Source organism: Anoxybacillus gonensis (genome assembly GCF_001187595.1).
Taxonomy (GTDB): Bacteria; Bacillota; Bacilli; order Bacillales; family Anoxybacillaceae; genus Anoxybacillus; species Anoxybacillus gonensis.
On record NZ_CP012152.1, the window covers coordinates 1,789,685 to 1,815,979 of the forward strand.

The 26,295-nt window shown below is 41.0% G+C and carries 31 protein-coding genes; 1 reads left to right on the forward strand and 30 read right to left on the reverse strand.

The window, feature by feature from the left end; all coding sequences use genetic code 11:
* Positions 1–5 precede the first annotated feature (5 nt).
* From spoIIAB to AFK25_RS09440, 11 genes are all read right to left on the reverse strand, one after another.
* A complete protein-coding gene (gene spoIIAB, locus AFK25_RS09390; protein WP_004889709.1) occupies positions 6–446 on the reverse strand; it encodes an anti-sigma F factor in 441 nt (146 codons plus the stop codon).
* Positions 447–797, reverse strand: coding sequence for an anti-sigma F factor antagonist (spoIIAA, locus tag AFK25_RS09395; RefSeq protein ID WP_021095893.1), 351 nt, complete (start codon positions 795–797; stop codon positions 447–449).
* Between the two features lie 100 nt (positions 798–897).
* Positions 898–2,055, reverse strand: coding sequence for a D-alanyl-D-alanine carboxypeptidase family protein (locus tag AFK25_RS09400; protein WP_035066890.1), 1,158 nt, complete (start codon positions 2,053–2,055; stop codon positions 898–900).
* A gap of 88 nt (positions 2,056–2,143) precedes the next feature.
* Positions 2,144–3,445: a pyrimidine-nucleoside phosphorylase gene (locus AFK25_RS09405; RefSeq protein ID WP_009373809.1), complete on the reverse strand. Its 1,302-nt coding sequence runs from the start codon at positions 3,443–3,445 to the stop codon at positions 2,144–2,146.
* A gap of 18 nt (positions 3,446–3,463) precedes the next feature.
* A complete protein-coding gene (locus AFK25_RS09410) occupies positions 3,464–4,288 on the reverse strand; it encodes a purine-nucleoside phosphorylase (RefSeq protein WP_009373811.1) in 825 nt (274 codons plus the stop codon).
* Between the two features lie 13 nt (positions 4,289–4,301).
* The gene (gene deoB / locus AFK25_RS09415) at positions 4,302–5,483 is read right to left on the reverse strand and encodes a phosphopentomutase (RefSeq protein ID WP_009373813.1); all 1,182 of its coding nucleotides are present in this window, start codon (positions 5,481–5,483) and stop codon (positions 4,302–4,304) included.
* Between the two features lie 156 nt (positions 5,484–5,639).
* A complete protein-coding gene (gene xerD / locus AFK25_RS09420) occupies positions 5,640–6,536 on the reverse strand; it encodes a site-specific tyrosine recombinase XerD (RefSeq protein WP_009373815.1) in 897 nt (298 codons plus the stop codon).
* Between the two features lie 7 nt (positions 6,537–6,543).
* Positions 6,544–6,756: a YqzK family protein gene (locus AFK25_RS09425; RefSeq protein ID WP_009373816.1), complete on the reverse strand. Its 213-nt coding sequence runs from the start codon at positions 6,754–6,756 to the stop codon at positions 6,544–6,546.
* Positions 6,757–6,851: 95 nt separating this feature from the next.
* The gene (fur, locus tag AFK25_RS09430) at positions 6,852–7,304 is read right to left on the reverse strand and encodes a ferric iron uptake transcriptional regulator (RefSeq protein WP_009373818.1); all 453 of its coding nucleotides are present in this window, start codon (positions 7,302–7,304) and stop codon (positions 6,852–6,854) included.
* Positions 7,305–7,408: 104 nt separating this feature from the next.
* On the reverse strand, positions 7,409–8,053 hold the full coding sequence (gene spoIIM / locus AFK25_RS09435; RefSeq protein ID WP_009373822.1) for a stage II sporulation protein M: 645 nt from the start codon (positions 8,051–8,053) through the stop codon (positions 7,409–7,411).
* A gap of 83 nt (positions 8,054–8,136) precedes the next feature.
* Positions 8,137–8,676 carry an NUDIX hydrolase gene (locus tag AFK25_RS09440; RefSeq protein ID WP_009373823.1) on the reverse strand — a complete coding sequence of 180 codons (540 nt, stop codon included), beginning with the start codon at positions 8,674–8,676 and terminating at the stop codon, positions 8,137–8,139.
* Between the two features lie 97 nt (positions 8,677–8,773).
* Between AFK25_RS09440 and AFK25_RS09445 the strand changes: the two genes are divergently transcribed.
* Positions 8,774–9,688: an aldo/keto reductase gene (locus AFK25_RS09445; RefSeq protein WP_009373830.1), complete on the forward strand. Its 915-nt coding sequence runs from the start codon at positions 8,774–8,776 to the stop codon at positions 9,686–9,688.
* A gap of 20 nt (positions 9,689–9,708) precedes the next feature.
* Here the strand turns inward: AFK25_RS09445 and AFK25_RS09450 are convergent, their stop codons facing one another.
* The 19 genes from AFK25_RS09450 to modB all read right to left on the reverse strand — a co-directional run bounded on the left by AFK25_RS09450 (position 9,709) and on the right by modB (position 26,294).
* On the reverse strand, positions 9,709–9,909 hold the full coding sequence (locus AFK25_RS09450) for a DUF3886 domain-containing protein (RefSeq protein ID WP_009373831.1): 201 nt from the start codon (positions 9,907–9,909) through the stop codon (positions 9,709–9,711).
* 191 nt (positions 9,910–10,100) lie between these two features.
* On the reverse strand, positions 10,101–10,340 hold the full coding sequence (locus AFK25_RS09455) for a YqkC family protein (RefSeq protein ID WP_009373834.1): 240 nt from the start codon (positions 10,338–10,340) through the stop codon (positions 10,101–10,103).
* A gap of 109 nt (positions 10,341–10,449) precedes the next feature.
* The gene (narI, locus tag AFK25_RS09460) at positions 10,450–11,133 is read right to left on the reverse strand and encodes a respiratory nitrate reductase subunit gamma (RefSeq protein ID WP_006318166.1); all 684 of its coding nucleotides are present in this window, start codon (positions 11,131–11,133) and stop codon (positions 10,450–10,452) included.
* Positions 11,134–11,685: a nitrate reductase molybdenum cofactor assembly chaperone gene (narJ, locus tag AFK25_RS09465; RefSeq protein ID WP_006318164.1), complete on the reverse strand. Its 552-nt coding sequence runs from the start codon at positions 11,683–11,685 to the stop codon at positions 11,134–11,136.
* A gap of 15 nt (positions 11,686–11,700) precedes the next feature.
* A complete protein-coding gene (narH, locus tag AFK25_RS09470; protein WP_035019525.1) occupies positions 11,701–13,176 on the reverse strand; it encodes a nitrate reductase subunit beta in 1,476 nt (491 codons plus the stop codon).
* Complete coding sequence (locus AFK25_RS09475; RefSeq protein WP_035066887.1) at positions 13,166–16,849, reverse strand: nitrate reductase subunit alpha; 3,684 nt, start codon at positions 16,847–16,849, stop codon at positions 13,166–13,168. Before AFK25_RS09475 ends, narH begins: the two co-directional genes overlap by 11 nt.
* 144 nt (positions 16,850–16,993) lie before the next feature.
* Entirely contained in the window at positions 16,994–17,521 is a 528-nt protein-coding gene (locus tag AFK25_RS09480; RefSeq protein WP_019418489.1) for a hemerythrin domain-containing protein, read from the reverse strand.
* Between the two features lie 108 nt (positions 17,522–17,629).
* Positions 17,630–18,319, reverse strand: coding sequence for a Crp/Fnr family transcriptional regulator (locus AFK25_RS09485; RefSeq protein ID WP_006318160.1), 690 nt, complete (start codon positions 18,317–18,319; stop codon positions 17,630–17,632).
* Positions 18,320–18,336: 17 nt separating this feature from the next.
* Complete coding sequence (locus AFK25_RS09490) at positions 18,337–19,350, reverse strand: ThiF family adenylyltransferase (RefSeq protein ID WP_026011834.1); 1,014 nt, start codon at positions 19,348–19,350, stop codon at positions 18,337–18,339.
* Positions 19,350–19,838 (reverse strand): cyclic pyranopterin monophosphate synthase MoaC, encoded by a 489-nt coding sequence (moaC, locus tag AFK25_RS09495; protein WP_006318158.1) that lies wholly within the window; start codon positions 19,836–19,838, stop codon positions 19,350–19,352. Before moaC ends, AFK25_RS09490 begins: the two co-directional genes overlap by 1 nt.
* 4 nt (positions 19,839–19,842) lie before the next feature.
* Positions 19,843–20,076 carry a molybdopterin converting factor subunit 1 gene (gene moaD / locus AFK25_RS09500; RefSeq protein ID WP_035066884.1) on the reverse strand — a complete coding sequence of 78 codons (234 nt, stop codon included), beginning with the start codon at positions 20,074–20,076 and terminating at the stop codon, positions 19,843–19,845.
* On the reverse strand, positions 20,073–20,528 hold the full coding sequence (locus AFK25_RS09505) for a molybdenum cofactor biosynthesis protein MoaE (RefSeq protein WP_006318154.1): 456 nt from the start codon (positions 20,526–20,528) through the stop codon (positions 20,073–20,075). The genes moaD and AFK25_RS09505 overlap by 4 nt, the downstream gene beginning before the upstream one ends.
* Entirely contained in the window at positions 20,509–21,012 is a 504-nt protein-coding gene (mobB, locus tag AFK25_RS09510) for a molybdopterin-guanine dinucleotide biosynthesis protein B (RefSeq protein ID WP_049720894.1), read from the reverse strand. The genes AFK25_RS09505 and mobB overlap by 20 nt, the downstream gene beginning before the upstream one ends.
* Positions 21,003–22,256: a molybdopterin molybdotransferase MoeA gene (locus tag AFK25_RS09515; RefSeq protein ID WP_035066882.1), complete on the reverse strand. Its 1,254-nt coding sequence runs from the start codon at positions 22,254–22,256 to the stop codon at positions 21,003–21,005. The genes mobB and AFK25_RS09515 overlap by 10 nt, the downstream gene beginning before the upstream one ends.
* Before the next feature lie 150 nt (positions 22,257–22,406).
* Positions 22,407–22,976: a molybdenum cofactor guanylyltransferase gene (gene mobA, locus AFK25_RS09520; RefSeq protein ID WP_006318147.1), complete on the reverse strand. Its 570-nt coding sequence runs from the start codon at positions 22,974–22,976 to the stop codon at positions 22,407–22,409.
* On the reverse strand, positions 22,973–23,470 hold the full coding sequence (locus AFK25_RS09525) for a MogA/MoaB family molybdenum cofactor biosynthesis protein (RefSeq protein ID WP_035066880.1): 498 nt from the start codon (positions 23,468–23,470) through the stop codon (positions 22,973–22,975). The genes mobA and AFK25_RS09525 overlap by 4 nt, the downstream gene beginning before the upstream one ends.
* A 4-nt stretch (positions 23,471–23,474) precedes the next feature.
* Positions 23,475–24,476, reverse strand: coding sequence for a GTP 3',8-cyclase MoaA (gene moaA, locus AFK25_RS09530; protein ID WP_035066879.1), 1,002 nt, complete (start codon positions 24,474–24,476; stop codon positions 23,475–23,477).
* A 104-nt stretch (positions 24,477–24,580) separates the two neighbouring features.
* On the reverse strand, positions 24,581–25,618 hold the full coding sequence (locus AFK25_RS09535; RefSeq protein ID WP_035066876.1) for a sulfate/molybdate ABC transporter ATP-binding protein: 1,038 nt from the start codon (positions 25,616–25,618) through the stop codon (positions 24,581–24,583).
* Positions 25,599–26,294, reverse strand: coding sequence for a molybdate ABC transporter permease subunit (gene modB / locus AFK25_RS09540; RefSeq protein ID WP_019418481.1), 696 nt, complete (start codon positions 26,292–26,294; stop codon positions 25,599–25,601). The genes AFK25_RS09535 and modB overlap by 20 nt, the downstream gene beginning before the upstream one ends.
* Position 26,295 lies beyond the last annotated feature (1 nt).

The window sequence follows — 26,295 nt, forward strand, 5'->3', positions numbered from 1 at the left end:
CTCCCTTAATTGCATAGCGCTTTGCTTTTCGTTAAATGCTTAATCAACTCCACGGTCGTTCCTTCATTCACTTTTGAGTAAATGTTTACTTCATCCATAAAATTTTCCATAATCGTAAATCCCATACCGGAACGTTCGAGCTCTGGCTTTGTCGTAAATAACGGCTGTCGCGCTTCTTCCACGTTTTCGATCCCTTTTCCATGATCGCGAATCGTTAAATGGACTGTATGTCCTTCAATGATGACAGAAATGTAGACGACACCGCTTGGATCATTTTCATAACCGTGAATAATCGCATTGGTTACAGCTTCAGATACGACTGTTTTAATTTCCGTGAGCTCATCGAGCGTCGGATCAAGTTGCGCAACAAACGCAGCAACTGTCACACGGGCAAACGATTCATTTTGGCTGAGGGCGGAAAATTGAAGATGCATTTCATTTCTCATTTACGCCACCCCCAACGTTTGTAATGCGTACTGTTCATTGACTTCTAACCGAATAATTTTAAACAGCCCTGACATATCAAACAAACGCTTAATTGACGGAGAAACAGAGCAGACGACCATCTCTCCACCCATGCGTTGAATTTGCTTATATCTTCCTAAAATGACACCTAATCCTGAACTATCCATAAACGTTAGCTCATTTAAGTTTAAAACGATCGCTTTTATTCGCTCTCGCTCTAATACATCCGTCATTTCTGCACGCAACTGTTCTGCGGTATGATGATCTAGCTCGCCAGCTAATCGCACGAGCAATACATGTTGTTTCACTTCTAATTGAATCGATAAACTCACGATCATTTCCTCCTTATCCGTTTAGGTTAAGGAAGAATTCGATTTGTTTATGCGTCAATCCTTCTTCCCGACAAAACTAGTCGCCATTCGTCTCGTTTCGTCAAGATGTGCGCGAGAATGAACTAAACATTCGTTTAAACAACTCCCACATATTTGCTTCTTCCACTTGCTCTTTCGCCACTAAAGGACTTTTCGCGATCACCGCTCCATCTTTTTTCACAATGAGCGTACCGAGCACATCTCCTTTTTTCACAGGCGCTTTCACTTTTTTATTTAATTTCCACGTCGTTTTTACCGCTTCTGATTTTTCCCCTTTCTTTAACAAAACAGAAATCGGCTCAGACGTTACAGCCGCAACCGCCTTTTTCTTTCCTTTGCTGACAGGAAGCATCGCAATCGTTTCGTCTTTTTTATAAAGCGGTTTCGTTTCGTAATGGCTAAACGCGTAATCTAACATTTTTGTAATTTGTGCGTTTCTCGCCTTTGGCGTCGGAGCTCCGAACACGACAGCGATGACGCGCATGTTTCCTTTTTTCGCCGTTGCAGTTAAACAATATTTTGCTTCGCTCGTATAGCCTGTTTTTAATCCGTCGACACCTGGATAAAATTTTACGAGCCGATTTGTATTCACAAGCCAAAACTTTTTGTTCGTATTTTCTCTTAAGTAGTCTTCATATGTGCCTGTATATTTTGTAATTAAATCGTATTTTAATAGCTCTTTGGCCATCACCGCCATATCATATGCGGTGCTATAATGATTTTTTGCTGGCAAACCTGTCGTATTTTCAAATGCCGTATGCTTGAGCCCAAGCTGTCTTGCTTTTTCGTTCATCAGATGGACGAACGCTTCTTCTGATCCTGCAATTCGTTCTGCTAATGCAACCGAAGCATCATTGCCCGATCCGATGGCGACACCTTTTAATAAATCGTCAACAGTCATTTCTTCCCCGGGTTCTAAAAAAATTTGCGATCCGCCCATCGATGCAGCGTATTCACTTGCTCGCACCCGTTCGTCTAACTTTAGCTTTCCTTGATCAATCGCTTCCATAATAAGAAGCATCGTCATAATTTTCGTCATGCTTGCTGGCGGAAGCGGCTCATGGGCATTTTTTTCATACAAAACAGCCCCTGTGTCTCGTTCAATTAAAATGGCTGATCGCGCCTCTGTCGCTAACTCCACTTTTGGTTGTTCCGCATGCACAGATACGATCGGGAAAAATAATAACGTGATGGCAAGCACATAAAAAAATCGCTTCATCTCCAACCCTCCATTTCTTTATACTTGCCATCCTTTCCATTTTTTATTTTTTTATACATAAAAAACCTGAAGGAACAAATCCTCCAGGTTACGAAATTTTATCGTAAATTAATGTTGGCGCTTGGACAGGTGTCGTAGAAATGCGAATGTTTTCATATAGTTTTTGTTTCACATCATCAATTTGTTCACGGTTGCTGTAAATCGTAACGAGCGATTCCCCTTTTTTCACCGCATCGCCAACTTTTTTACGAAGCACTAAACCGACCGCTAAATCAATCGTCGATTCTTTCGTTGCGCGCCCAGCACCGAGCCACATCGCTGCCGTTCCAACCGCATCGGCAACGATTTCTGATACGTATCCGTCTTCTTTCGCCTCAAGTTCAATCACATATTTCGCTTGAGGCAATTTGCTCGGATCATCGACAACGGACGCATCGCCACCTTGTGCAGCTAAAAACGTTTTAAACGTTTCAAGCGCTGAACCGTCTTTCATCGCTTTTTCTAACATATGGCGCGCTTCTTCAAGCGAAGATGCTTTTTCAGCTAAATATACCATATGGCTGCCAAGTACTAAACAAAGTTCTTGTAAATCGTCCGGACCTTCCCCTTTTAACGTATCGATCGCTTCTTTTACTTCGAGGGCGTTTCCGATCGCATAACCGAGCGGCTGGCTCATATCGGAAATAATCGCCATCGTTTTACGTCCAACACGGTTTCCAATATCGACCATCGCTTTCGCTAATGCTTTCGCATCGTTTAAATCTTTCATAAACGCGCCCGCACCTGTTTTTACGTCTAACACGATCGCATCTGCACCGGCTGCAATTTTTTTGCTCATAATCGATGAAGCGATTAACGGAATGCTATTGACCGTTGCTGTTACATCGCGAAGCGCATACAATTTTTTATCGGCTGGCGTTAAGTTGCCGGACTGACCGACAACAGCAATTTTATTTTTATTTACAAGTTCGATAAATTCGTCGTTGCTAATTTCAACATGAAATCCTGGCACAGATTCTAATTTATCAATTGTTCCGCCTGTGTGACCAAGGCCGCGACCAGACATTTTTGCAACCGGAACGCCGACAGATGCAACAAGTGGACCTAACACTAACGTTGTTGTATCCCCCACACCGCCCGTTGAGTGTTTATCAACTTTAATTCCTTCAATTCTTGAAAGGTCGATCGTATCACCTGAATGTACCATCGCCATCGTTAATTCAGCTGTTTCTTCTTCGTTCATGCCGCGGAAGAAAATCGCCATCGCTAGTGCGCTCATTTGATAGTCAGGAATATCACCTTTTGTATAACCTTCAATGATAAAATGAATTTCTTCTTTCGTTAATGCGTGGCCGTCACGTTTTTTCTCAATTAAATCGACCATTCTCATCGTCATTCACCTTCTCGTTTATTTTTTCGCCATGTTGCGCACGATCGCTTTTACAAATCGTAAAAAGTCAGCTTTTACTTTTTCTGTCGTTTCGATCACTTCATCATGTGTGAGCGGCTGATCTAAAATGCCGGCAGCCATATTGGAAATGCACGAAATGCCTAACACTTCCATTCCTCCATGGCGAGCGACGATCACTTCAGGTACCGTAGACATACCGACTGCATCACCGCCCATAACACGAATCATACGAATTTCTGCTGGTGTTTCATATGCTGGACCTGTATTGGCGACATATACCCCTTCACGTACACGCAATCCAATTTCATTCGCCACGTCTTTAGCGAGTTGACGAAGTCGTTTACTATATGCTTCCGACATGTCTGGGAAGCGCACACCAAGTGCAGAATCATTCGGACCGATCAGCGGATTGCCACCCATGTTATTAATATGATCTGAAATAATCATTAAATCGCCTGGTTCAAACGATTCATTTACACCGCCTGCCGCATTTGTCACAATTAATTGTTCAACACCAAGCGCTTTCATCACGCGTACAGGGAATGTTACCTTTTCAAAACTGTATCCTTCATAGTAATGGAATCGCCCTTGCATCACGATGACAGTCGCACCTTCTAACTGTCCGTATACAAGTTGACCGGCATGTCCTTCGACTGTCGATACAGGGAAATTTGGAATATCACTGTACGGAATTTTAATCGCTTGTTCAATTTCATCTGCCAACACACCTAAACCAGAACCAAGAATTAAGCCGATTTGCGGTGAAGTTGGAAACTTTTCTTTTAAAAATTGCGCGGCTTGTTCAATTGCTGCTCGATTCATTTTGTCACGCTCCTTATTTCAACTCATGTAAAAAGCTCGTTCCGTATTTCGGCATATTTACACGGAAGTTTTCCGCAATTGTTGCTCCAACGTCTGCAAACGTTTCACGCAACGGAAGCTGTTTTCCTCCGTTCATGCTCGGACTATAAACGAGAAGAGGCACATATTCGCGCGTATGGTCGGTTCCGTGATGAACCGGATCATTTCCGTGGTCCGCCGTAATAATTAATAAATCGTCTTCTTTTAAACGTTCAAACACTTCTGGTAAACGGGCATCAAACTCTTCTAACGCATCACCGTATCCTTTTGGATCGCGACGATGACCGTATAATGCATCAAAATCAACAAGGTTCACAAAGCTGAGTCCTGTAAAGTCCATTTGTAACGTATCGACTAATTTGTCCATTCCGTCCATGTTTGATTTTGTGCGCAACGTTTGTGTCACACCTTCGTTATCGTAAATGTCAGCAATTTTACCGATGGCGATCACATCGTATCCTGCATCTTGTAATTCATTCATGACTGTACGACCAAACGGTTTTAACGCATAATCGTGACGATTCGCTGTCCGTTGGAAACTTCCTGGCTTCCCAATGAATGGACGAGCAATGACACGACCGACCATATATTTTTCATCAAGCGTCAATTCACGCGCAATTTTACAAATACGATACAATTCTTCTAACGGAATGATTTCTTCATGCGCTGCAATTTGCAACACTGAATCGGCTGACGTATATACAATAAGCGCACCTGTTTCCATATGTTCAGGGCCAAGCTCATCAATAATCGCTGTGCCACTTGCTGGTTTATTACCGATCACTTTTCTTCCTGTTCGTTTTTCTAATTCATCAATCAACTCTTTTGGAAATCCGTCAGGAAACACTTGAAACGGCGTATCAATGCGAAGACCCATTAACTCCCAATGTCCTGTCATTGTATCTTTTCCAGCCGATGCTTCTTGCATTTTCGTAAAATAAGCAAGCGGCTTTTCTGCTTTCGGAATCCCTTGAATTTCACGAATATTGCTTAAGCCTAACTTCGCCATGTTCGGCATATGTAAGCCACCGCGATGTTCGGCAATATGCCCAAGCGTATCCGCACCTTTGTCGTTATATTTTTCGGCATCTGGCGCTTCACCAATTCCAACTGAGTCCATCACAATTAAAAATACACGTTTATATGTAGGCTTCACCGTTTTACCTCCCCAATCGCTTCATTCGCTTCATAGCATACCCACTATGAAACAAAATCACGCATCGTTCATATTTGTCAGAAGTCTGACAACTAAATTATAAAACGTTTTCATAATGAATTGCAATAAAAAAACTGTGACAAATCATCGTCACAGTTATGCTCTCGGATGAAACTGCTTGTACACGTCTTTTAAGCGCGTTTTCGTGACGTGCGTATAAATTTGCGTTGTCGAAATATCTGCATGTCCAAGCATTTCTTGCACGGCGCGTAAATCGGCGCCATTTTCTAATAAATGCGTTGCAAATGAGTGGCGCAACGTATGTGGCGTTAACGTTTTTTGAATGTTTGCTTCTTGGGCGAGCCGTTTTAAAATTTTCCAACACCCTTGCCTTGTTAGCCGCTCGCCGTGATGGTTTAAAAACAATGCATCTGTCGTTCCTTTTTTTCGTTGAAGCAACTCTGGACGACCTTGTTCCATGTACCGTTTTAATGCTTCTGTCGCCATTTTTCCGATCGGAACGATTCGCTCTTTCCGCCCTTTTCCGTAACAACGAATAAACCCCATCGTTAAATGAACATCGGATATGTTTAATTGAATAAGCTCGCTCACGCGAATGCCTGTCGCATACAACAACTCGAGCATCGCCTTATCCCGAATGCTAAACGGTGTGTTTTGTTTCGGTGCTTCCAATAACGCTTCAACTTCCGCCATCGACAACACGTTTGGCAATTTTCTCGGCAGTTGCGGTGTTTCAATATGAACAGTCGGATCTTGGTCGACTACTTTTTCACGTAATAAAAATTGATGAAATGACCGAACAGACGCCAGATGGCGCGCAATCGTTTTTGGCGAGCTTCCTTTTTCTTTTAAAAACTTTAAAAATTGCATAATATGAAAACGGGTGACGTCATTCCAACGACATCGTTGCTCAACTTTTTGTAAATATTGAACATATTTTTTTAAGTCACGTTCATATGATACGATCGTATTATGAGCTAAATTTCGCTCAACAATTAAATAGTGAATAAAATCTTTTACTTGATCTTCCACACGCATCCTACTCCCCGTTTTGATAAAAAAACAACAGTCGATCGAGCCAATTCGTTTCTTGCCGTTCAGTCGTTGATACTTTCACAGCTGATCCCATCGGCTCGTCGTAACGACGGTAATAGTTATATTCCTCGCTCATCCATACAATACTATAATAAAATAAAATCGTACATCCCGTAAATAAAAGAAACACTTTTAGCACGTCCACCATTCTTCTCATCGCATACCTCCGTCAACTGTCATATAGTAAGAGGATATGCCCGTTTCATCGCGTTTTATACATAAATAAAAAAACCTTTTCATAGACGAAAAGGTTTACTGTTCTTCATGCTTCTCTTGACAACGGTAACAAATGCCGTGAAATGTTAAACGGTGATCTTTAATTTTAAAATTCCAATCCCGTTCTACAATCGCTTCGACATCTTCTAATAAATCTTCTTGAATTTCATCGACCGCCCCACATTCAATACACACTAAATGGTGATGAAAATGCGCCGCACCTTCCTTACGAAGATCGTAGCGGGAAACGCCATCCCCGAAGTTAATTTTATCGACAATTTTCAATTCTGTTAATAGCTCCAACGTGCGATATACTGTCGCTAACCCTATTTCCGGTGCTTTTTCTTTCACGAGGAGGTAAACATCTTCCGCGCTTAAATGATCTTCTTCATGTTCAAGCAACACTCGTACTGTTGCTTCCCGTTGCGGCGTTAATTTATAGCTTGCGGCATGCAATTGTTTTTTAATTCTTTCAAGGCGACTTTCCATTTTCATTCCCTCCCTCGTTACTCATTCTCATTATAACAAAAGAAAGGAACGTGTCAAAATAAAATGATTATAAACTGATAAATAAAATGATTATTAAATAATAATTATTTTTCTATTAATTCCACAACTTCTTTCATGAGCAACGGGGATACGTATGCTTCAAGCGAAGATGCAAACACTAATGCGATGCTAAACGATAACATGACAAACGTATAACGAAGCATCGCTCGAAAAATTGGTTCGGACGTTCGTTTCACAAATTGATGTCGAATCATTTTTAAAGAAAACGAAATCGATACAGCGGCCATCATAATAAAAATGGGAACGAGAATAATATTTTGCGGGACGACAGAGACGAAAGCTAACAAAAATCCGTTCCATCCCATTTGATTGACTAAAAATCCAACGGTAAAACCAACAACAAGCCCTTTTAAAAATAATAAAATTAAAATAAGTGGTAACCCTACAAGCGACATTGCTAAAATCCACATCAGCCCAATATATTTTAAATTTTGTAAAAAACTTTCTTTCCATACGTCATGCGCACTTGCAATATGTCCCGCAGACACTTGTCCAAAAAAATTCGTTAAATAATAATATAAATCTTGTTTTTGACTGAAACTTAAACTGTTGACAACAATAGCGCCAAAAACAACACCCATCACAAAAAGAACGACGGTAAATACATATGTCGTATAATGTTCTTGTACATGCTGCCCCCATGTTGTCGTCCATGATCGCTTTCTCATCGCTCCATCCCCCTACACGTTCTGTTACTACATTGTATGGGAAAAGGAGCGTGATATGACAAAAAGCGGTCGAGATGACCGCTTTACGCCTGCAATTGCCAATATAAAAGAGCATAAATCGTTTTTGCGTCATAAATTTGTTTTTCTTCGACCATGTTTAGTGCTTCTTCTAACGTCACTTCAAGCACATCGACAAACTCGTCATCATCAAGCATTTGCTTTTCGCTTTTTTTCGTTAACCCTTTAGCAAGAAATATATGTACTAATTCATCTGCAAACCCCGGCGATGTGTAAAAAGAGTGAAGCGGCTCCATTTTTTCGCATACATATCCTGTTTCTTCTTCTAGCTCACGCTTCGCTGTTTCAATCGGTGCCTCTCCTTTCTCAAGCTTTCCAGCTGGAATTTCAACAAGCACTCGCTCTAACGCTTTTCGGTATTGACGAACGAGCACCATTTTATTTTCTTCTGTTATCGCAAGCACCGCAACCGCTCCAGGGTGTTTAACAATTTCACGCTTGCTCGTTTCCCCGTTTGGCAACAACACATCTTCCACATATACGTCAATCACTTTTCCAGAAAAAATGCGCTTTTGATTTATCGTTTTTTCATATAAATGATCCATCGTTTCACCACCATGTCATTTTTCATTTCCATTGTACTACATGAACAAAGACAAATGGAAAACTTATTCGTTATAATGATTAAAAAGGAGTGGGAACATGAAAAAACGGAAACTTGGACATTCACATTTATATGTAAGTGAAATTGGCTTTGGCTGCATGTCGCTCGGTACGTCGGAAAGCGATGCGATTCGCATCATTCATGAAGCAATCGATCAAGGCGTAAACTACTTCGATACAGCCGATTTATATGATCGTGGGTTAAATGAAGAAATTGTCGGTAAGGCATTAAAAGGAAAACGACACGATGTCATCGTTGCGACAAAAGTAGGAAATCGTTGGACGGAACAAGGAAACGGCTGGACGTGGGATCCGTCAAAAGCATACATAAAACAAGCGGTGAAACATAGCTTACGACGATTACAAACCGATTATATTGATGTATATCAACTACATGGCGGGACAATTGATGATCCGATCGATGAAACAATTGAGGCGTTTGAGGAATTGCAACAAGAGGGCATCATTCGTTATTACGGCATTTCCTCTATGCGTCCAAACGTCATTCGCGAATATGTGAAGCGATCGCGCATCGTTTCTGTCATGATGCCGTATAGTTTACTTGATCGCCGCGCTGAAGAATGGTTTCCGCTTTTGAAGCAACATAACGTGAGCGTCATTGCTCGCGGACCGCTAGCGAAAGGATTATTAACTGAACGTCCGATTGAACGAGCAAGCGAAAATACGAAACAAAACGGCTATGTCGATTATTCGTTTGCCGAGTTAGTGACGCTCATTCCAAAATTAAAAGCGGTTGCTCCGAATGAAACGCTTACGGCGATTGCCCTTCGTTTTTGTTTAGCAAATGAAGCAGTAGCTACAGTCGTTCCAGGCGCAAGCCGATTATCGCAACTAATCGAAAACGTCGCTGCTCAATCAGTAACATTGAGCGATGAACAAATAGCTATCTTAAAACAACTGACAAAACAAACGATTTTTACTGATCATCGGTAACCGAGGGTGTTCGCCCTCGGTTATTTAAATTTTCGCCAATCTAAGTCACTTTCTTCTAACCATTCGGCAAACGTTTTATTTTTTTCTCGCTTACGAGCTTCTTCCTTCCGCTTTGCTTCCTCTTCTTCTTTTCGTTTTTGTTCTTCCTCTTGCAGTTGCTTTTGTTTTTGCTTAAGCTGTTCGATCAGTTGCTCATTTAATCGATCTTTTAGCATAAACATCCCTCTCTTTCTCCAAACTAATCATGACTAAAACATAAAGGAGTGAACTTTTATGGCAAAAAATAAAAGCCAAAAAGGAAAGCCGACAGCCGATACGGTTCGTCCTGTGATTGCAAAGGAAGAATTAGAAAAAGCGATTCATCCGACAAAACGGCAAAATTCTCCGCAATAAGAAGGGGGCATTCGGCCCCTTATAAAATATCTGTAATATGCGGCATATGTTGTTCAATCCAAGCAAGCGCTTCATCTAACTGCACGAACGATTGTGTTTCAAATGTCATCTCATCTTGCAGCAGCCAGACATCGCGCTCGTCGTTTGAAAATCCTGCAACGGACCAATGAAGTAAACTATACGGATGGTTATTGTACAAAAACGACACCCATGTTTTTTCTTTTACGATTTTTCGAAGACGATTCACTTGATCATTCACAACAATCACTCTTTCTATGTCAATTACGTATACATCCTTATTTTAACTCAATATCGGAAAATAAGAAAAGAGCTCTCGCAAAAGAGACCTCTTTTCATTATCGCTTCTTTCATTGTTGTTTCGGCATTCGACGACGATAAACAACGTAACTTCGGCTTAAATAACGAAACGGCATACTAAATACATGAACTAATCGCGTAAATGGCCAAACAACGAAAATACATAAAGCGGAGACGATATGAATTTTAAACCAAATCGGTACGCTTTCCATATACGTTGGATCAGCACGAAACGTTAAAACGGTGCGAAACCAAGGGCTGATCGTTGTGCGATAATCAAAGCCGTTTGCGTTCACGTTCAACGATGTAGAAGCAAAACCAGTCAACATGACAATCGCTAATAAAATTAAAACGAGCCAATCTGCTTTACTGCTTGTTAAGCGAATGCGTTTAACGGTTAAACGACGTTGGATGAAAATAACTAAACCAACAATAGAAACGATCCCTGCCGGAAGACCGAACGCGATGGCTAGCGTATGATACGTATGTTCAGAGATGCCGATCGCATCATAAAACGATTTTGGAATAAGAATCCCCATGACATGACCGATAAAAACAAAGATGATCCCCCAATGAAATAAAATGCTTCCGAGCCGCAACGATTTTTTTTCAAGAAATTCGCTCGATTTTGTCGTCCATCCGAACTGATCGTGTTGATAACGATAAATGTGCCCACCAATGAAAATAGTTAAAACGATGTAAGGGAAGTATCCCCAAAGAAATTGTTCGAGCAATTACGACACGCTCCCTTCCGCAAGTTTACGCACGCCAATTTCCTCAAGTGCCATAAGCAACACATCGAATAAAATGGCGTAATAACTTTCCGCCGCAATTAACTGTTCACGAATGTGAGACATATGATTGAAATATTTTTGCATAAGCGGCTGAACATACACACGTTCGGCTTGCGACGCAAATTCAAGCATAAGTGGCAAGTAATCTGGCAACTCTCGCTCTGTTATGTCAAAACCTGCTGATTTGTACAGCTGCTTCAATTGTAACAGTTCGATTCCACGTTCTCTTTGTTCGCCTGTGCTCATATATGTGACGTATAAATTTGTTTTTTTGCCAAAATCAAACGTATACACATATGTTTCAATCCATGACGTTTCATCCGTTTGTTTTACATAATCAATAAATTTTTGTATGTTTTGCACAATAGGGCGATGCGGAATTTGTTGACTAAACATTGCACAATCATCAAGTTGGTCACGCCATTGTCGATCTGGGTATGATAACAAATACGAAACGATTTCAAACACCGTTTGTACATGAGCATAATCCATTTAAATCCTCTCCCTTTATGACGAAATGGTACCGCATGAACCTGGTCCACCCATAAACGATAATCCGCACGTTCCTTGTTCCGCATATAATTCAGCTACTTGTTCGCGATGCGATGCTGGAATGACGAAACGGTCGTTGTATTTAGCAATCGCTAATAGACGGTACATTTCTTCAATATCTTCTCCGTTTAGCCCTAACGACTGAATCATTTGTTCATTCGGTTGTTTATTTGTTTGTAGCGCACGCATATATAAACGCATCGCTGCCATTTTTTTCAGCACTGTACGAATATGTGATTGATCACCAGCCGTTAATAAATGAGCTAAATACTCAATTGGAATGCGCATCTCATCAATGGCTGGGAAAATGTCGTATTCACTTGCCCTGCTTCCTTTTCCTTCAATCATATTTGTAATTGGGCTTAATGGCGGAATATACCATACCATTGGCAATGTCCGATATTCTGGATGTAACGGTAATGCGATTTTCCAATCAACGATCATTTTATAAATTGGTGATTTTTGTGCCGCCTCAATCCACGCTTGTGGAATTCCTTCTTCTTTCGCTTTCGCAATGACTTCCGGATCATGTGGATTTAAGAAAATAGATAGCTGCGCTTCATACAATTCTTTTTCGTCTGTTACGCTCGCTGCTTCTTTTACGCGATCTGCGTCATACAACATTACGCCAAGATAACGCACACGTCCTACGCACGTTTCAGAACAAATTGTTGGCAATCCAGCTTCTAATCGTGGGAAACATAATGTACATTTTTCCGCTTTGCTTGTTTGCCAGTTGAAATACACTTTTTTATATGGACAGCTTGATACGCAATATCGCCAAGCACGGCAAGCATTTTGATCTACGAGTACGATGCCGTCCTCCTCTCGTTTATACATCGCTCCAGATGGACAGCTTGATACGCATGGAGGATTAACACAATGCTCGCAAATGCGCGGTAAATACATCATAAATACTTGTTCAAATTCCGCTTGAATCGACTGCTCCATTTTCACTACGTTTGGATCTTCTAATGCTGTGACATGCGCACCAGCTAAGTCATCTTCCCAGTTCGGCCCCCATTTTAACTCCATAAACTCTCCAGTCAATGAAGATTTTGGACGTGCGACAGGCTGATGTTTCTTCTCAGGGCTATTTGTTAACGTTTCATAATCGTAATTCCACGGTTCATAATAATCGTCGATCGTTGGTAAGTTCGGATTGTAAAATAAATTGAGTAATCGATTTGCTTTTGAGCCCGCCTTTAGCTGTAGCTCCCCATTTTTCAACTCCCAACCGCCTTTATATTTCTCTTGATCTTCCCATTTTTTAGGATAACCGATGCCAGGTTTCGTTTCTACGTTGTTAAAATACATATATTCGGCACCTGGACGATTCGTCCAGGTGTTTTTGCATGTGACGCTGCACGTATGGCAGCCAATACATTTATCTAAGTTCATTACCATGCCAATTTGTGCTTTAATCTTCAAGCCAATCAACCTCCTTCAACTTGCGAATAATGACGTTCAAGTCGCGTTGGTTTCCAGTCGGACCGTAATAGTTAAATCCATAGCTTAATTGCGCGTATCCTCCGATCATATGCGTCGGTTTGACATGAATGCGTGTCGGACTATTATGCGTACCGCCGCGATTGTTCGTTAATTTTGATCCCGGTACGTTAATATGCCGATCTTGAGCATGATGCATAAATGCAATTCCTCTCGGAAGGCGGTGAGAAACGACTGCACGCGCAACAACGACACCGTTTCGGTTGAAACATTCAATCCAGTCGTTATCTTGAATGCCTGCTTCTTCCGCGTCTTCTTTACTTAACCAAATAGTTGGACCGCCGCGGAATAGCGTCAACATCGGTTGCGAATCAAAATACATACTATGAACAGACCATTTATTATGCGGCGTTAAATAATTGAGCGTAATCTCTTTTCCTTCGACATCTGGACGATTTTTTTGGAACGGTTTATGTTGCAAAATAGGCTTAAACGTTGCCATCGTTTCACCAAACTCTTGCATTAACTCATGATCAATATAAAATGATTGACGTCCTGTTAACGTCCGCCAAGGAATAAGTCGTTCCACGTTTGTCGTAAATGGCGAATAGCGACGTCCACCTTTTTCCGAACCGCTAAATGCAGGCGATGTAATGACTGTTTTCGGTTGCGCCGTAATTTGTTCAAATGTAAAACATTCTTCTTCTCGCTCTTCCGCTAAATCTTTTAATTGTAAATTCGTCTTTTTCTCAAGAGATTCCCATGCTTTTACCGCCACATGACCATTTGTCGTTGATGAAAGCGTTAAAATGGCTTCAGCTACTTTTTTTGCATCGCTTATATCTGGGCAACCGTTCGCAACAGTGGCGCCTCGAACTGTTCCTAACACATGTTTTAATTTTTCATATTCTTCTTCTACCGACCATGTCATACCTTTTACACCAAAAGGTGCTTTGACAACATTTGGACCGAGCGCTGTCATTTTTTCAAATATTTTTGTGTAGTCCCGCTCAACAACGTGAATTTGCGGCATCGTTTTTCCTGGAATCGGCTCACATTCCCCTTTACTCCAATCTTTAATTTTTCCAAACGGTTGTGCTAATTCTTGTGGAGTATCGTGAAGGATCGGTGTCGCCACAACTTCTTTAACTGGCATCATGCCTACTTCTTCTGCTACTTGTGATACGGCCTTTGCAAGCGATTTAAAAATTTCCCAATCTGAACGTGCTTCCCATGGTACGGCAATCGCAGGATTAAATGGATGAATAAACGGATGCATATCTGTACTGCTTAAATCATGCTTCTCATACCATGTTGCTGCAGGTAATACAACATCAGAATATAACGCCGTTCCAGCCATTCGGAAATCGAGGTTAATAAGCAAATCTAATTTTCCTTCAGGTGCTTCCTCACGCCACGTTATTTCTTGCGGACGAAGACTATCTTTGTCATCGTTCATTAATCCGTGCGACGTTCCGAGCAAATGTTTCAAAAAGTATTCATGTCCTTTTCCTGAACTTGAAATTAAGTTAGCACGCCAAACGATTAAATTGCGAGGGAAGTTTTTCTCGTTGTCTGGATCTTCAATCGCAAAACGTAATGTTTTCTCTTTTAACTGCTTCGCTACATATGCCCCAATATCTTCGACTGTTTTTGCCCCTGATGCGACCGCTTCGTTGTAAAGATCAATTCCGTTTTTTTCGAAAGTTGGATAAGAAGGCAACCAACCTAAACGAGCCGCAAGAACATTGTAATCAGCATAATGTTGATAACGTGCTTCTTTGGCAAGCGGCGATACGAGCTGTCCAACTGGTGTGTCCTCATAACGCCATTGGTCTGTCGCAAAATAGTAAAATGATGTTCCGTTTTGCAATTTCGGTGGTGCTTGCCAGTCACGCGCCATCGCAATCGTTTGCCAACCTTCTACCGGACGCAATTTTTCTTGACCAACATAATGCGCCCAGCCTCCACCGTTTACTCCTTGTGCGCCAACGAATAAAACGAGATTTAAAACGGCTCGATAAATTGTATCGGAGTTAAACCAATGGTTAATTCCTGCACCGACGATAATCATTGAACGCCCTTTTGTATCTACCGCATTTTGCGCAAACTCACGCGCAATTTGAATAACAAGGTCACGTTTTACGCCTGTTATGCTTTCTTGCCATGCTGGTGTAAACGGTACGAGATCATCGTACGTTTTCGCCACTTCCCCGCCAATACCACGGTCCACTCCATAGTTCGCAAGAACTAAATCGTATACAGTCGAAACGTACAATTCCTCGTGCCCAATATGCACACGTTTTACAGGTATCGCGCGTTTTAAAATTTTGTTTCCATCATGTGAAAAGTATGGAATTTGTACCGTTGCGATTTCGTCTTCTATTCCTAACATCGTCAAACGTGGCTCGATCGCTTCTTCTGTTTCTTCGTCTACCATTTTTAAATTCCATTTCCCTTTATTTTCCCAACGTGATCCAATCGTTCCGTTCGGAATGGCAAAATCGTTTGTTCGATCATTCCAAAGCGCTGGCTTCCATTCCCCGTTTGTCGTATTTCGTCCGATATCAGATGCATGCAAGAAACGATCCGCAATCAATTCGCCGTTTTCTTTCTTTTTGAGCGTAATTAAAAACGGAAAATCGGTGTATTGTTTTGCGTAATTCATAAAATATTCTATTTGTTGATCAACATAAAACTCTTTTAAAATGACGTGTCCCATCGCCATCGCTAAAGCGCCATCTGTCCCTTGTTTCACGCTTAACCATTCATCTGCTAGCTTCGTCGATTCAGCAAAATCTGGACTAATCGAAACGACTTTCGTTCCTTTATATCGCACTTCCGCTAAAAAGTGAGCGTCTGGCGTACGCGTCATCGGCACGTTTGATCCCCATGTCATAATGTAACCGGCATTGTACCAGTCGCTACTTTCTGGCACGTCCGTTTGATCTCCCCAAATTTGCGGCGAAGCTGGAGGTAAATCTGCATACCAATCATAAAAACTTAAGATAGGACCTCCCATAAGCGACATAAAGCGAGCACCTGCTGCATGGCTTACCATCGACATGGCCGGAATAGGAGAAAATCCGACATTTCGGTCTGGACCGTACTTAATTACTGTATAAAGTAAAGACGTCGCAACAAGCTTTAATACTTCATCCCACTCTGCGCGCACAAATCCACCTTTTCCACGCGCTTGCTTATAACGTTTCGCTTTGTCTCGGTTCTCGACGATGCTTTTCCAAGCATCAAGCGGATTTTTATGTTGTTGCAACGCTTCGCGCCACATATTTAACAACACCCCACGAACATATGGGTATTTGACACGAAGCGGACTATAAATGTACCACGAAAAACTCGCTCCCCTTGGACAACCTCTAGGCTCAAAGTCTGGCATATCAGGTCCGGTTGTTGGGTAGTCAAGCTTTTGTCCTTCCCATGTAACGATGCCGTCCTTCACATAAATATTCCAACTACATGAGCCTGTACAGTTGACACCATGTGTTGAACGTACAACTTTGTCATGTTGCCATCTTCTGCGATATATTTGCTCCCAATCACGATCTTGATATGTGACTTCACTATGTGCATCCGCATGACGTTCAATCGGCTTCACGTAGTTCAAACGCTTGAACAATGGTGATTTCTTTTTCACATCTCTCACTCCTCTTCATGATGAAATCCTTCTATCTTCACTATAAAACGGGATGCAACAAATAAATGTGAGGTACCTCACATGTTTTTTAATTGTCACAAATATGTCGAAATATTATATAAAAAAAGACTAACCCTTAACGGATTAGCCTTTAATCTCATCTATTCTTTTTGCTAATTCTTCTTTTTCCTCAGCAGATAGTAACTTTTCGGCCATCGGGAAAAGTACTTGCTCTTCCTTGGCAAAGTGATCAGTTAAAATCATATATGCGTTCATGACATATGAAGCTAATTGTTTCGCTTCTTCTGAACGAATGGTCTCTGTCTTTTGTAAAAATGTTGCAATATTTTGTTTTGCTTCTTGATGTTCGTATTCCATAACTGCAATCGGACCGAACTGTTTTCCGATATAGCGTTCCATCATCGGAAATAATACATCTTCTTCTCGACGAGAGTGAGGTTCTAAATGTTGCAAAAATTGTTGTACTTTCTCGCGCAAACGAATGAACGCTTGAACAACATCTTGCTCTTCCCCATCGTAAATGCTTTTCGCTGCAACAAAAAGAGCATACTTTTCTTCATTTAATGGACCGTGTTCTTCTTTTAATCGTTGCAATGGTGGACATAATGACACAGATTCATGTCCAACGAGACTGCAAGGTGAAAACTCCATCATCATCCCTCTTTTCTTTATGTGCTCACACATTTATTGTATAGGAGGAAAGCAACTTTTCGTGTGATGCACGTCACACTCCTAGCTTAAAAAATGAACGTTTATTGACTATTCGATGTTGCAATATGACGATGGACACCCTTCACAGTTAATTTGTTTTTTTAAATAGTCTAAGCTATGAATAATAATTTTTCTCCCTTTGAAGGAGATGATGCCTTTGCTTTTTAATGTATTTAATTCGCGATTCACACTTTCACGCGATGTAGAGCTAAAATTAGCTAAATCTTGATGGGTAACAGGAACGTCTAATAAAATGCCGTCTTTTGTCTGAACGCCATAGCTGTTTGCCATCCGAATAAGTGTAGAATATAATGCGCCCTTTTTTCCATATAGAACGAGATCGCGAAATTTCGTATGTTGCTTACGGAAATGATCGGTCATCATTTTCAAAAACTCAACAGCAAACTCCGAATTGGCAAGCAACTCTTTTTCAATATCTTCGTTTTTAATCGCAAGCACTTCGCTATCTTCTAACGCCCGTCCGTTGAACAGATATCTGCCGTTATCTGAAAAAATCATCAACTCGCCAATGACAGCATTCGGACCACATAGCCGTAAACATAACTCTTTTCCATCACCGGAAAATTTACTAATTTGAAACTTACCAGATAAGACGACAAAAAAGTTTTCGCCAATTTGTCCTTCTTGAAATAAAAACATCCCTTTTTTCACTTTTATCGTTTTATATGCTAACTTCTTTAGTTGTTCAAAATTTTTTTTGCTAATAAACTGAGACATCCCTTAATGCCTCCTTTTTAAGAAAAGTATTTTTGATATAACGAACGAGCAAATGTAGCATCTTTTGTACCATGTACAAGCATGCGACCATCAGCAAATAAAACGACACGATGCCCTTCTAATTGAGTCATTAATAAATATTCGTTGCCATGTACTTGTTGTCCATTTGCTTTCATTTGTTCCATCATGTTTGTGATGTGAAATGGGTGTGTATGACGAATTTGTACCGTATCTCTGCCGCATAGAACAGATGTTTTTGCTCTCTCACTTCGCAAAGCAGGATATATTCGATCAGTTCCACATGATGGACAATGCTCATTTTTTAATTTATGAACTTGTAAAAAGCGATGCTCGTTTTGCCAAACGTCAAAAATAACGAGTGAACGTCGGATCGCTCTGACATCTCCCACTAATATTTTTAACGCTTCCGTTGTTTGATACGCCGCAACCATTTGCACGGCAGGAGAAATAATACCGACGTTATCGCATGTCAAATGATAAGAAGGCAAATGATTCATAACGCAGCGGAAACATGGCGTTTGTTCTGGTATAATCGTAAACGAAAGACCATAGCTTCCGACGCAAGCCCCGTATATCCAAGGAATCCGATACTTTTGTGCCAAATCATTTAGTAGAAAACGCGTTTCGAAATTATCTGTTCCGTCAATGATGAGATCAATTTGTTGTTCAAAAAGAGAAGCGAACGATTCGTCTTGGGCGTCCATGACAAGTGCCTCAACATGAACGTCATGGTTTACTGAAGCTAGACGACGCTTGGCAGCAACCGCTTTTGGCCATCTGTTGTCAGCATCTTCTTCACTATATAACTGTTGGCGCTGTAAATTTGTCCAATCAACATAATCGCGATCAACAATTGTTAATCGACCGACTCCTGCACGCGCTAACATATCTGCATTTGCTGAACCGAGTGCTCCTGCTCCAACGATCAAAACGTGCTTTTGTTGAATGACTCGTTGTCCCTTTTCACCAATTGGAGAAAATAACATTTGTCGCGAGTACCGCTCCATCATCATCCCTCTTGTCTTTTAAAATTTCCACTTTTCCCACCCGTTTTTTCTACTAAATATGTCGAACCAATCACAATTCCTTTATCGATTGCTTTACACATATCATAAATGGTTAAAGCACAAATCGAAGCAGCTGTTAACGCCTCCATTTCCACCCCAGTACTTCCTTTTGTTTTGACAAACGCTTCAATTTGCAACTCATAATTTGTTTCTTTCACTTGCCATGTAAACGAAATATCAACTCCCGTTAACGAAATAGGATGACACATCGGAATAAGATCAGCTGTACGTTTTGCCGCCATAATGCCAGCCACTTGAGCGACGGCTAATACGTCTCCTTTTTTCACTTCCGAGCGCACAATTTTTTCGTACACCTCTTTTGACACGATCACGCGAGACATCGCACAAGCAGTTCGCACCGTTTCTCCTTTTTCTGAAATATCAACCATTTTCGCCCGACCTTGTTCATTAAAATGTGTAAATGTTCCCATTTGATCACCCTCCACTGACCGGTGGAATCAGTGCAACGACATCACCGGCATATACTATGTCATCATCTGTTGCAAATTCTTCGTTAATCGCGATCATAAGTGAAGAAGTGGCTTGTAAATGATATTCTTGCTCAAGACGCTCACGAAGTTGCCGAACAGTCATTTGTTGTTCATTGAATACAATTTCCTCTTTGCCGAGTCGTTCTTTTATGTAGGCAAATAGTAATACGCGAATCATATCTCTTCCTCCTTTGGTGCGCCATGATCGTAACGAACTGTTTCTTTTTGATTACCAATCCACATTTCCCCATCTTCCCAATACTCTTTTTTCCAAATAGGAACGATTTCTTTAATTCGCTCAATGGCATAACGATTCGCTTCATATGCGTCTGCGCGATGCGGCGTTGAGACCGCAATAGCTACCGCAATATCAGCAATATCAAGCCGACCGATGCGATGGACAATCGCTACTTTTGCTTGTGGAAAGCGGGCAACAATTTCTTGACCAATTTGTTCTAATTTTTTTTGCGCCATCGACTCATACGCCTCATATTGCAAATATACAGTTTTTTTTCCATTCGTTAATTCTCTTACTGTGCCAAGAAACGTTACAATCGCCCCTGCATGACGATCAGCAACTGCTTCAATGACACTTCCTACATGGATAGGTTCACGAACGATCGCAAACATGTTGTTCCCCCTTTACATAAGCAATAATGCGCTCCATATACGCTTGTTCATCTTCAATAAAAAAAGATCCGTCCGTACGTTGCCAACTAATTGAAAATAGTATGTTTTTTAAATGCAATAAATGTTCATCTTCCCGATGACGTAAACAAACAATTTTCGGATAAGCTGCATGTTTAAATCCTTCAATAAGCAATACATCAATTGGAAATCGTTCATATATACATAGTAACTCATCAAGCTCCCAGTTTCCTTTCGCATGAAGAAGAAACGTGCCGTCCCCTTCCACTGCACATACCATTGCCCCAGCCTCTGCGTGACGCGTTGTATCTTTTTCTTTCGGCAACATGACTTTCCCACCATGTCCGTGATGTTTTAACGTTCCAACACGATATCCATTTTCACATAACTGGTGAATGATTTTTTCAATAAGTGTCGTTTTTCCACTATTTTGATAACCAACGATTTGTAAAATTATCATGACCAAACATTGTCTCCTTCATCATGAAGTAAAAGCACATCAACACGATTACCCGCTTGAAAACCGCGTGTTCCTCCCGGCAAAACGATAAAAGCGTTTGCTTGTGCGAGCGATGAAACAATATTTGATTTATCTTTTCCAACCGGTTCCACGTGTAACATTCCATCGTCATACGATACGTTTGCACGAACAAAACGAGTAAATGGATTCGGTTTTAAAAAATCTTTTTGTAAAACCGCTTGCACTTTCTTTAAATAACGTTTAGGCTGTCCTAACATCGCTTTTATAAATGGACGAGCAAATAATTCAAAGCCCACATAACATGCAGAAGGATTGCCTGACAGTCCAAACAACATTTTATTTTCAAATACAGCCGCTGATGTCACACTTCCTGGTCGCATCGCTACTTTATTGAATAACAATTTGGCACCGAGATGTTCATATACGCGAGGCATATAATCGAAATCCCCAACGGATACACCACCCGTTGTTATGACCACATCTGCTTCACGTAACGCTTTTTGTACGACGTGTAGCGTATGTTCAAACGTATCGGCCACTTTGCCAAACAAAATAGGCTCTCCCCCAACGCGTCGAATTTGCGCTTGAAGCATATAAGCGTTGCTGTTGCGGATTTTCCCTTTTTCAAGCGGCTCGTAAACATGAAGAAGTTCACTTCCCGTTGAAATAATGGCGACTTTTGGCTTTTTCATCACAGGAACGCGATCATATCCAAACGTTGCTAAAACCGCAACAATCCCTGGATGAATGACAGTTCCTTTTTCAACGACGATCTCACCTTGTTTCATATCTTCCCCAACACGCGAAATATTTTCGCCTTCATTCACTTTTCTTTTTATTTGCACAAAGCGCTTCCCGTCTTTTTCAATTTCTTTCGTCAATTCAACCATCACGACCGCATTTGCTCCATTTGGAATGGCTGCACCTGTCATAATTTTTACTGCTTCGTTTGGCGCCAACGTTCCATCCCAAACCGAACCAGCTCCAATTGTGCCAACGACTTCTAATAATACAGGAGCATGAGTTGAAGCCCTTTCTGTCGCGTCCGCAACAAGAGCATAGCCGTCATATGGTGAGCGATCAAACCATGGAATCGGCATCGTTGCTTCCACATGTTCCGCTAAAATGCGTCCATCACATTGCTCTAACGAAACATACTCTTTTTCTCCTTCACGGCACCATTCCATTACTCGTTCGATTGCTTCGTCAATCGGAATCGGTTTGCGCATTTACGTTCATCCCTTCTAAATAATATCCTATCTCTACTATATCGCCTTTTGATCATAAAATCGTGTGATGTACGTCACAAAAACAAGTGGTGTTGTGACGAAATTCACATTTTTTTCATAAATATTGATAAAAAAAGAGGCAACTCGCCTCTAACTAATCCATTTATAAAATTGCTCTTTTGTGTTAATATTCATAAACGGTTGTTCTTCTTTCATCCCAACACGTTTCACTCGACAGGAGGAAAGAAACGTATGCATGCGATACTCCTCTTGTTGAAGACAATTGTATATAAGCGATTTCACTCGATAGTGATATATAGCAATCAGTGGTTGGAGTCTCCCATTCACATATGGCACAATGGCATCGAATGCATCATCTGCTTGTTCCTTAAGCATACGTATAATCGTCTCATGAATAAACGGGATATCACATGGCAATACAACATACCACGTTGCTTCATGATGCACGATAGCCGAATAAATTCCTGCTAATGGGCCTTTCCCTTTGTATTGTGGATCATCCTCGATCCATGATACGTCTTGAAACGATAATTTCGTTCGAATATGTGGCTGGGCAACAATAACGATTTCATCAACGATCGGACGCAACGCCTCAATACTATAAAAAAGAAAAGGTTTTCCATGTCGCAACGCAAGCGCTTTTGGTTCACCAAACCGTTTTGATTGTCCGCCCGCTAAAACAATGCCGATCGTTTTCATTGGCGACGAAGCTCCCAAACAAGATGGCGAATTTCGGGTAAAATGAGCTTTTCCATTGCTAAGCGCACAGCGTTTGTTGACCCGGGCATACAAAAAATGATCATGCCGTTCATCGAACCAGCAAGCGCACGACTTAACATCGCTGCACTTCCGATTTGCTCATAACTTAAAAAGCGAAAAAGCTCACCGAACCCAACCATTTCTTTTTCAAGCAACGGCTGAATGGCTTCAATCGTCACATCACGTTTTGTAAATCCCGTTCCTCCATTCATTAAAATGACATCTACTTGTTCAACTGATTGAACAGCTTGTCGAATGGCGAATACATCATCTTTAACAATTTCGTATGCAGCAACAACAATGTTTGATTGCTCTAATTGTTCACGTATCCATCGTCCACTCGTATCTGTTTCATATGTGCGCGTATCAGAAACGGTCACAATTTTACATCGGACAGGGAGCATCGCCTGCTTTTTATGATCATGAACCCCCATATCGTCACCCTCCAATATATGACATTTCAATTCGTTTCCCATTCCACGTTGTTTGTTTTCCGCGCTCTTCTGAATAACGATCGACTCGCTTTCGCCAAACACGTTCAATGGATGAAATGAGCTGTTCATCGCTCGCCCCAGCTCGCATCATACTTAATAAATCTGTCCCATTTGTCGCAAATAAACATGTATATAGCTTCCCATCAGCAGATAATCGGCTACGTGTACAGTCTGAACAAAAGGCGGCTGAGACAGAAGAAATAAAACCTACTTCCACATTCGTCCCTACGTAGCGATAACGCTTAGCTACTTCGCCAACATGACTAGAAGCAACCGGCTCAAGTGGCATATGTTCAGAAATGATGTCATATATTTGTTTGCTCGTCACAACATCATCTAACTTCCACCCATTTAAAGAGCCGACATCCATAAATTCAATAAAACGAAGTGTTACACCTTTCTTTTTAAAAAAATAAGCCATCGGTAAAATTTCATGATCGTTTAGCCCTTTTTTGACAACCATATTTACTTTTACATGGAGCCCTTCCGCAAGCGCTGCATCAATTCCTTCTAAAATGTGCTCAGAACGCACGCCGACTCCGTTCATTTTTGTAAAAATAGTATCATCGAGTGCATCTAAACTCACATTCACTCGCTTCATTCCTGCATCTTTTAATTTTTTCGCATACTTTTTCAAAAAAAATCCATTCGTCGTTAACGATACGTCGTGAACACCGTCAATGTTTGTCAGCATCGCCACAAGCACATCGATATTTTTTCTTAATAACGGCTCTCCTCCCGTTAAACGAATTTTTCTTACCCCGAGTTTGACAAACAATCGGGCAAAACGTTCCATTTCTTCAAATGTCATCAGTTGTTCCCGATCCATAAAACAATATCGTTTTCCTTCTATATCTGGCATGCAATATGTGCAACGAAAATTACAGCGATCTGTTACCGACATACGCAAATCTAATAATGGTCGTTCATATGCATCATATACCATCTTCATCAATCCCTCTTTTCGTTTATCGAGGTTCTATGTTCATGTTACTAAATCACGTAACTGAGGAATGTGACGTACGTCACACAAACATATATGTTCATGATTTATTCAAATAAAAAAAACAAATGCTCAGGCGGTAAATATACTTTTTTATTATGCATATGTCGCCACTGTTCTTCACTCACACTAGCTTGCAATATAAAATGATCTGTTTGTATTGTCACATCATACGTATATACATTTGAGACAGCGCGAATGACGCGAAAAGAAAAGGCATTGTATATTGCATCATCTACAAAACGAATATGATGCGAATGAATACCAACATATGTCGCTCCGCTCTTTTTTTTATGTGCAGGGACGATCAATTGTGCACCGTTGACATAACAAATAATCTGTTCTCCCTTTTCAGCAAACGTACAAGAAAATATATTTTTACAGCCGACAATGTTTGCGGCTTGTACATTTTCCGGTTCATAAAATACACGTTCTTTTTTTCCATGTTGTATTACGCGGCCACGATCATACAAAATAAGCTCATCGCATAATCGATATGCTTCTTCTAAATGGTGTGTCACAAAAAGAACGAGACCGGAAAAATGTTGTTGTAAATAAGAAAAACATTGTTGTTCCATCGCCTGTTTTGTATGATGATCTAACGCTGAGAACGGCTCATCAAGCAATAATATACTCGGTTGTGTAACAAGCGTTCGCGCAAGTGCTACTCGTTGTTGCTGTCCTCCGGATAATTGGTGGGGGTAATGATTTTCATACCCTTTTAATCCGATATTTTCAATCATGTTCGTAACCGTATGTTGTATTTGCTTTTTTGGCCATTTTTTCAAGCCGAACGCAATATTCTCGTAAACGGTCAAATGAGGAAAAAGGGCATAATGTTGGAACATATACCCGACATTTCGATGACGGGTGGGGATGTGAATTCGTTTGTCCGAATGAAAAAATAAATGATTATTCAATTGAATAACGCCTTCATCTGGCCGTTGTAGCCCCGCAATACTTTGCAACGTTAAACTTTTTCCACATCCCGATGGACCTAAAATACCAATAACCCCTTTTTGTATTGTAAAATTTACATCTAATTGAAAATGCGAAAATGTTTTTTTAATGGCGACGTAAAGCATCGTTTTCTCCTCGCATCATTCGCTTCTCTAATCGTTTCATCGTATACAATAAAACAACAGATACACTCGTCATGATGATGACAAGTATATTTGCCATTTTTTTATTTCCTGCAAGCAATGCATCGTAAATAGCGATCGGCATCGTCATCGTTTCATTCGGAATGCTTCCTGCAACCATAAGCGTCGTACCAAAATCCCCAAGCGCACGCGCAAAAACAAGCGTAGTCGCTGATGCGATATTGCGCCAAGAAAGCGGGATGACGACAGTAAAAAAAATATCCCACTCCGATCGTCCAAGTACGCGCGCCGCATTCAACAATTGCTGGTCAATACTTGCAAATGCTGCCCGTGCCGTCTTCACAAAAAACGGCAAAGCGACAACAAAAGCAGCGACAACCGCTCCTGTCGGTGTAAATACAATCAAAATCCCAAATGTTTCTTCCAACCAACGACCAATTGGACTTGAGCGACCAAGTAGCACAAGTAAATAGTAACCGAGAACGGTTGGGGGCAATACGATTGGCAACGTCAATAAAGAATCGAGTATGTCACTCCATTTATGATGAGAACGGCTTAAATAGTAAGAAATGGGCAACCCGACAACAAGAGCACAAACCGTGGCTATTGTTGCTACTTTTAATGACAGAAAGAGCGGAAAAAGATTGACCGCCTCCACA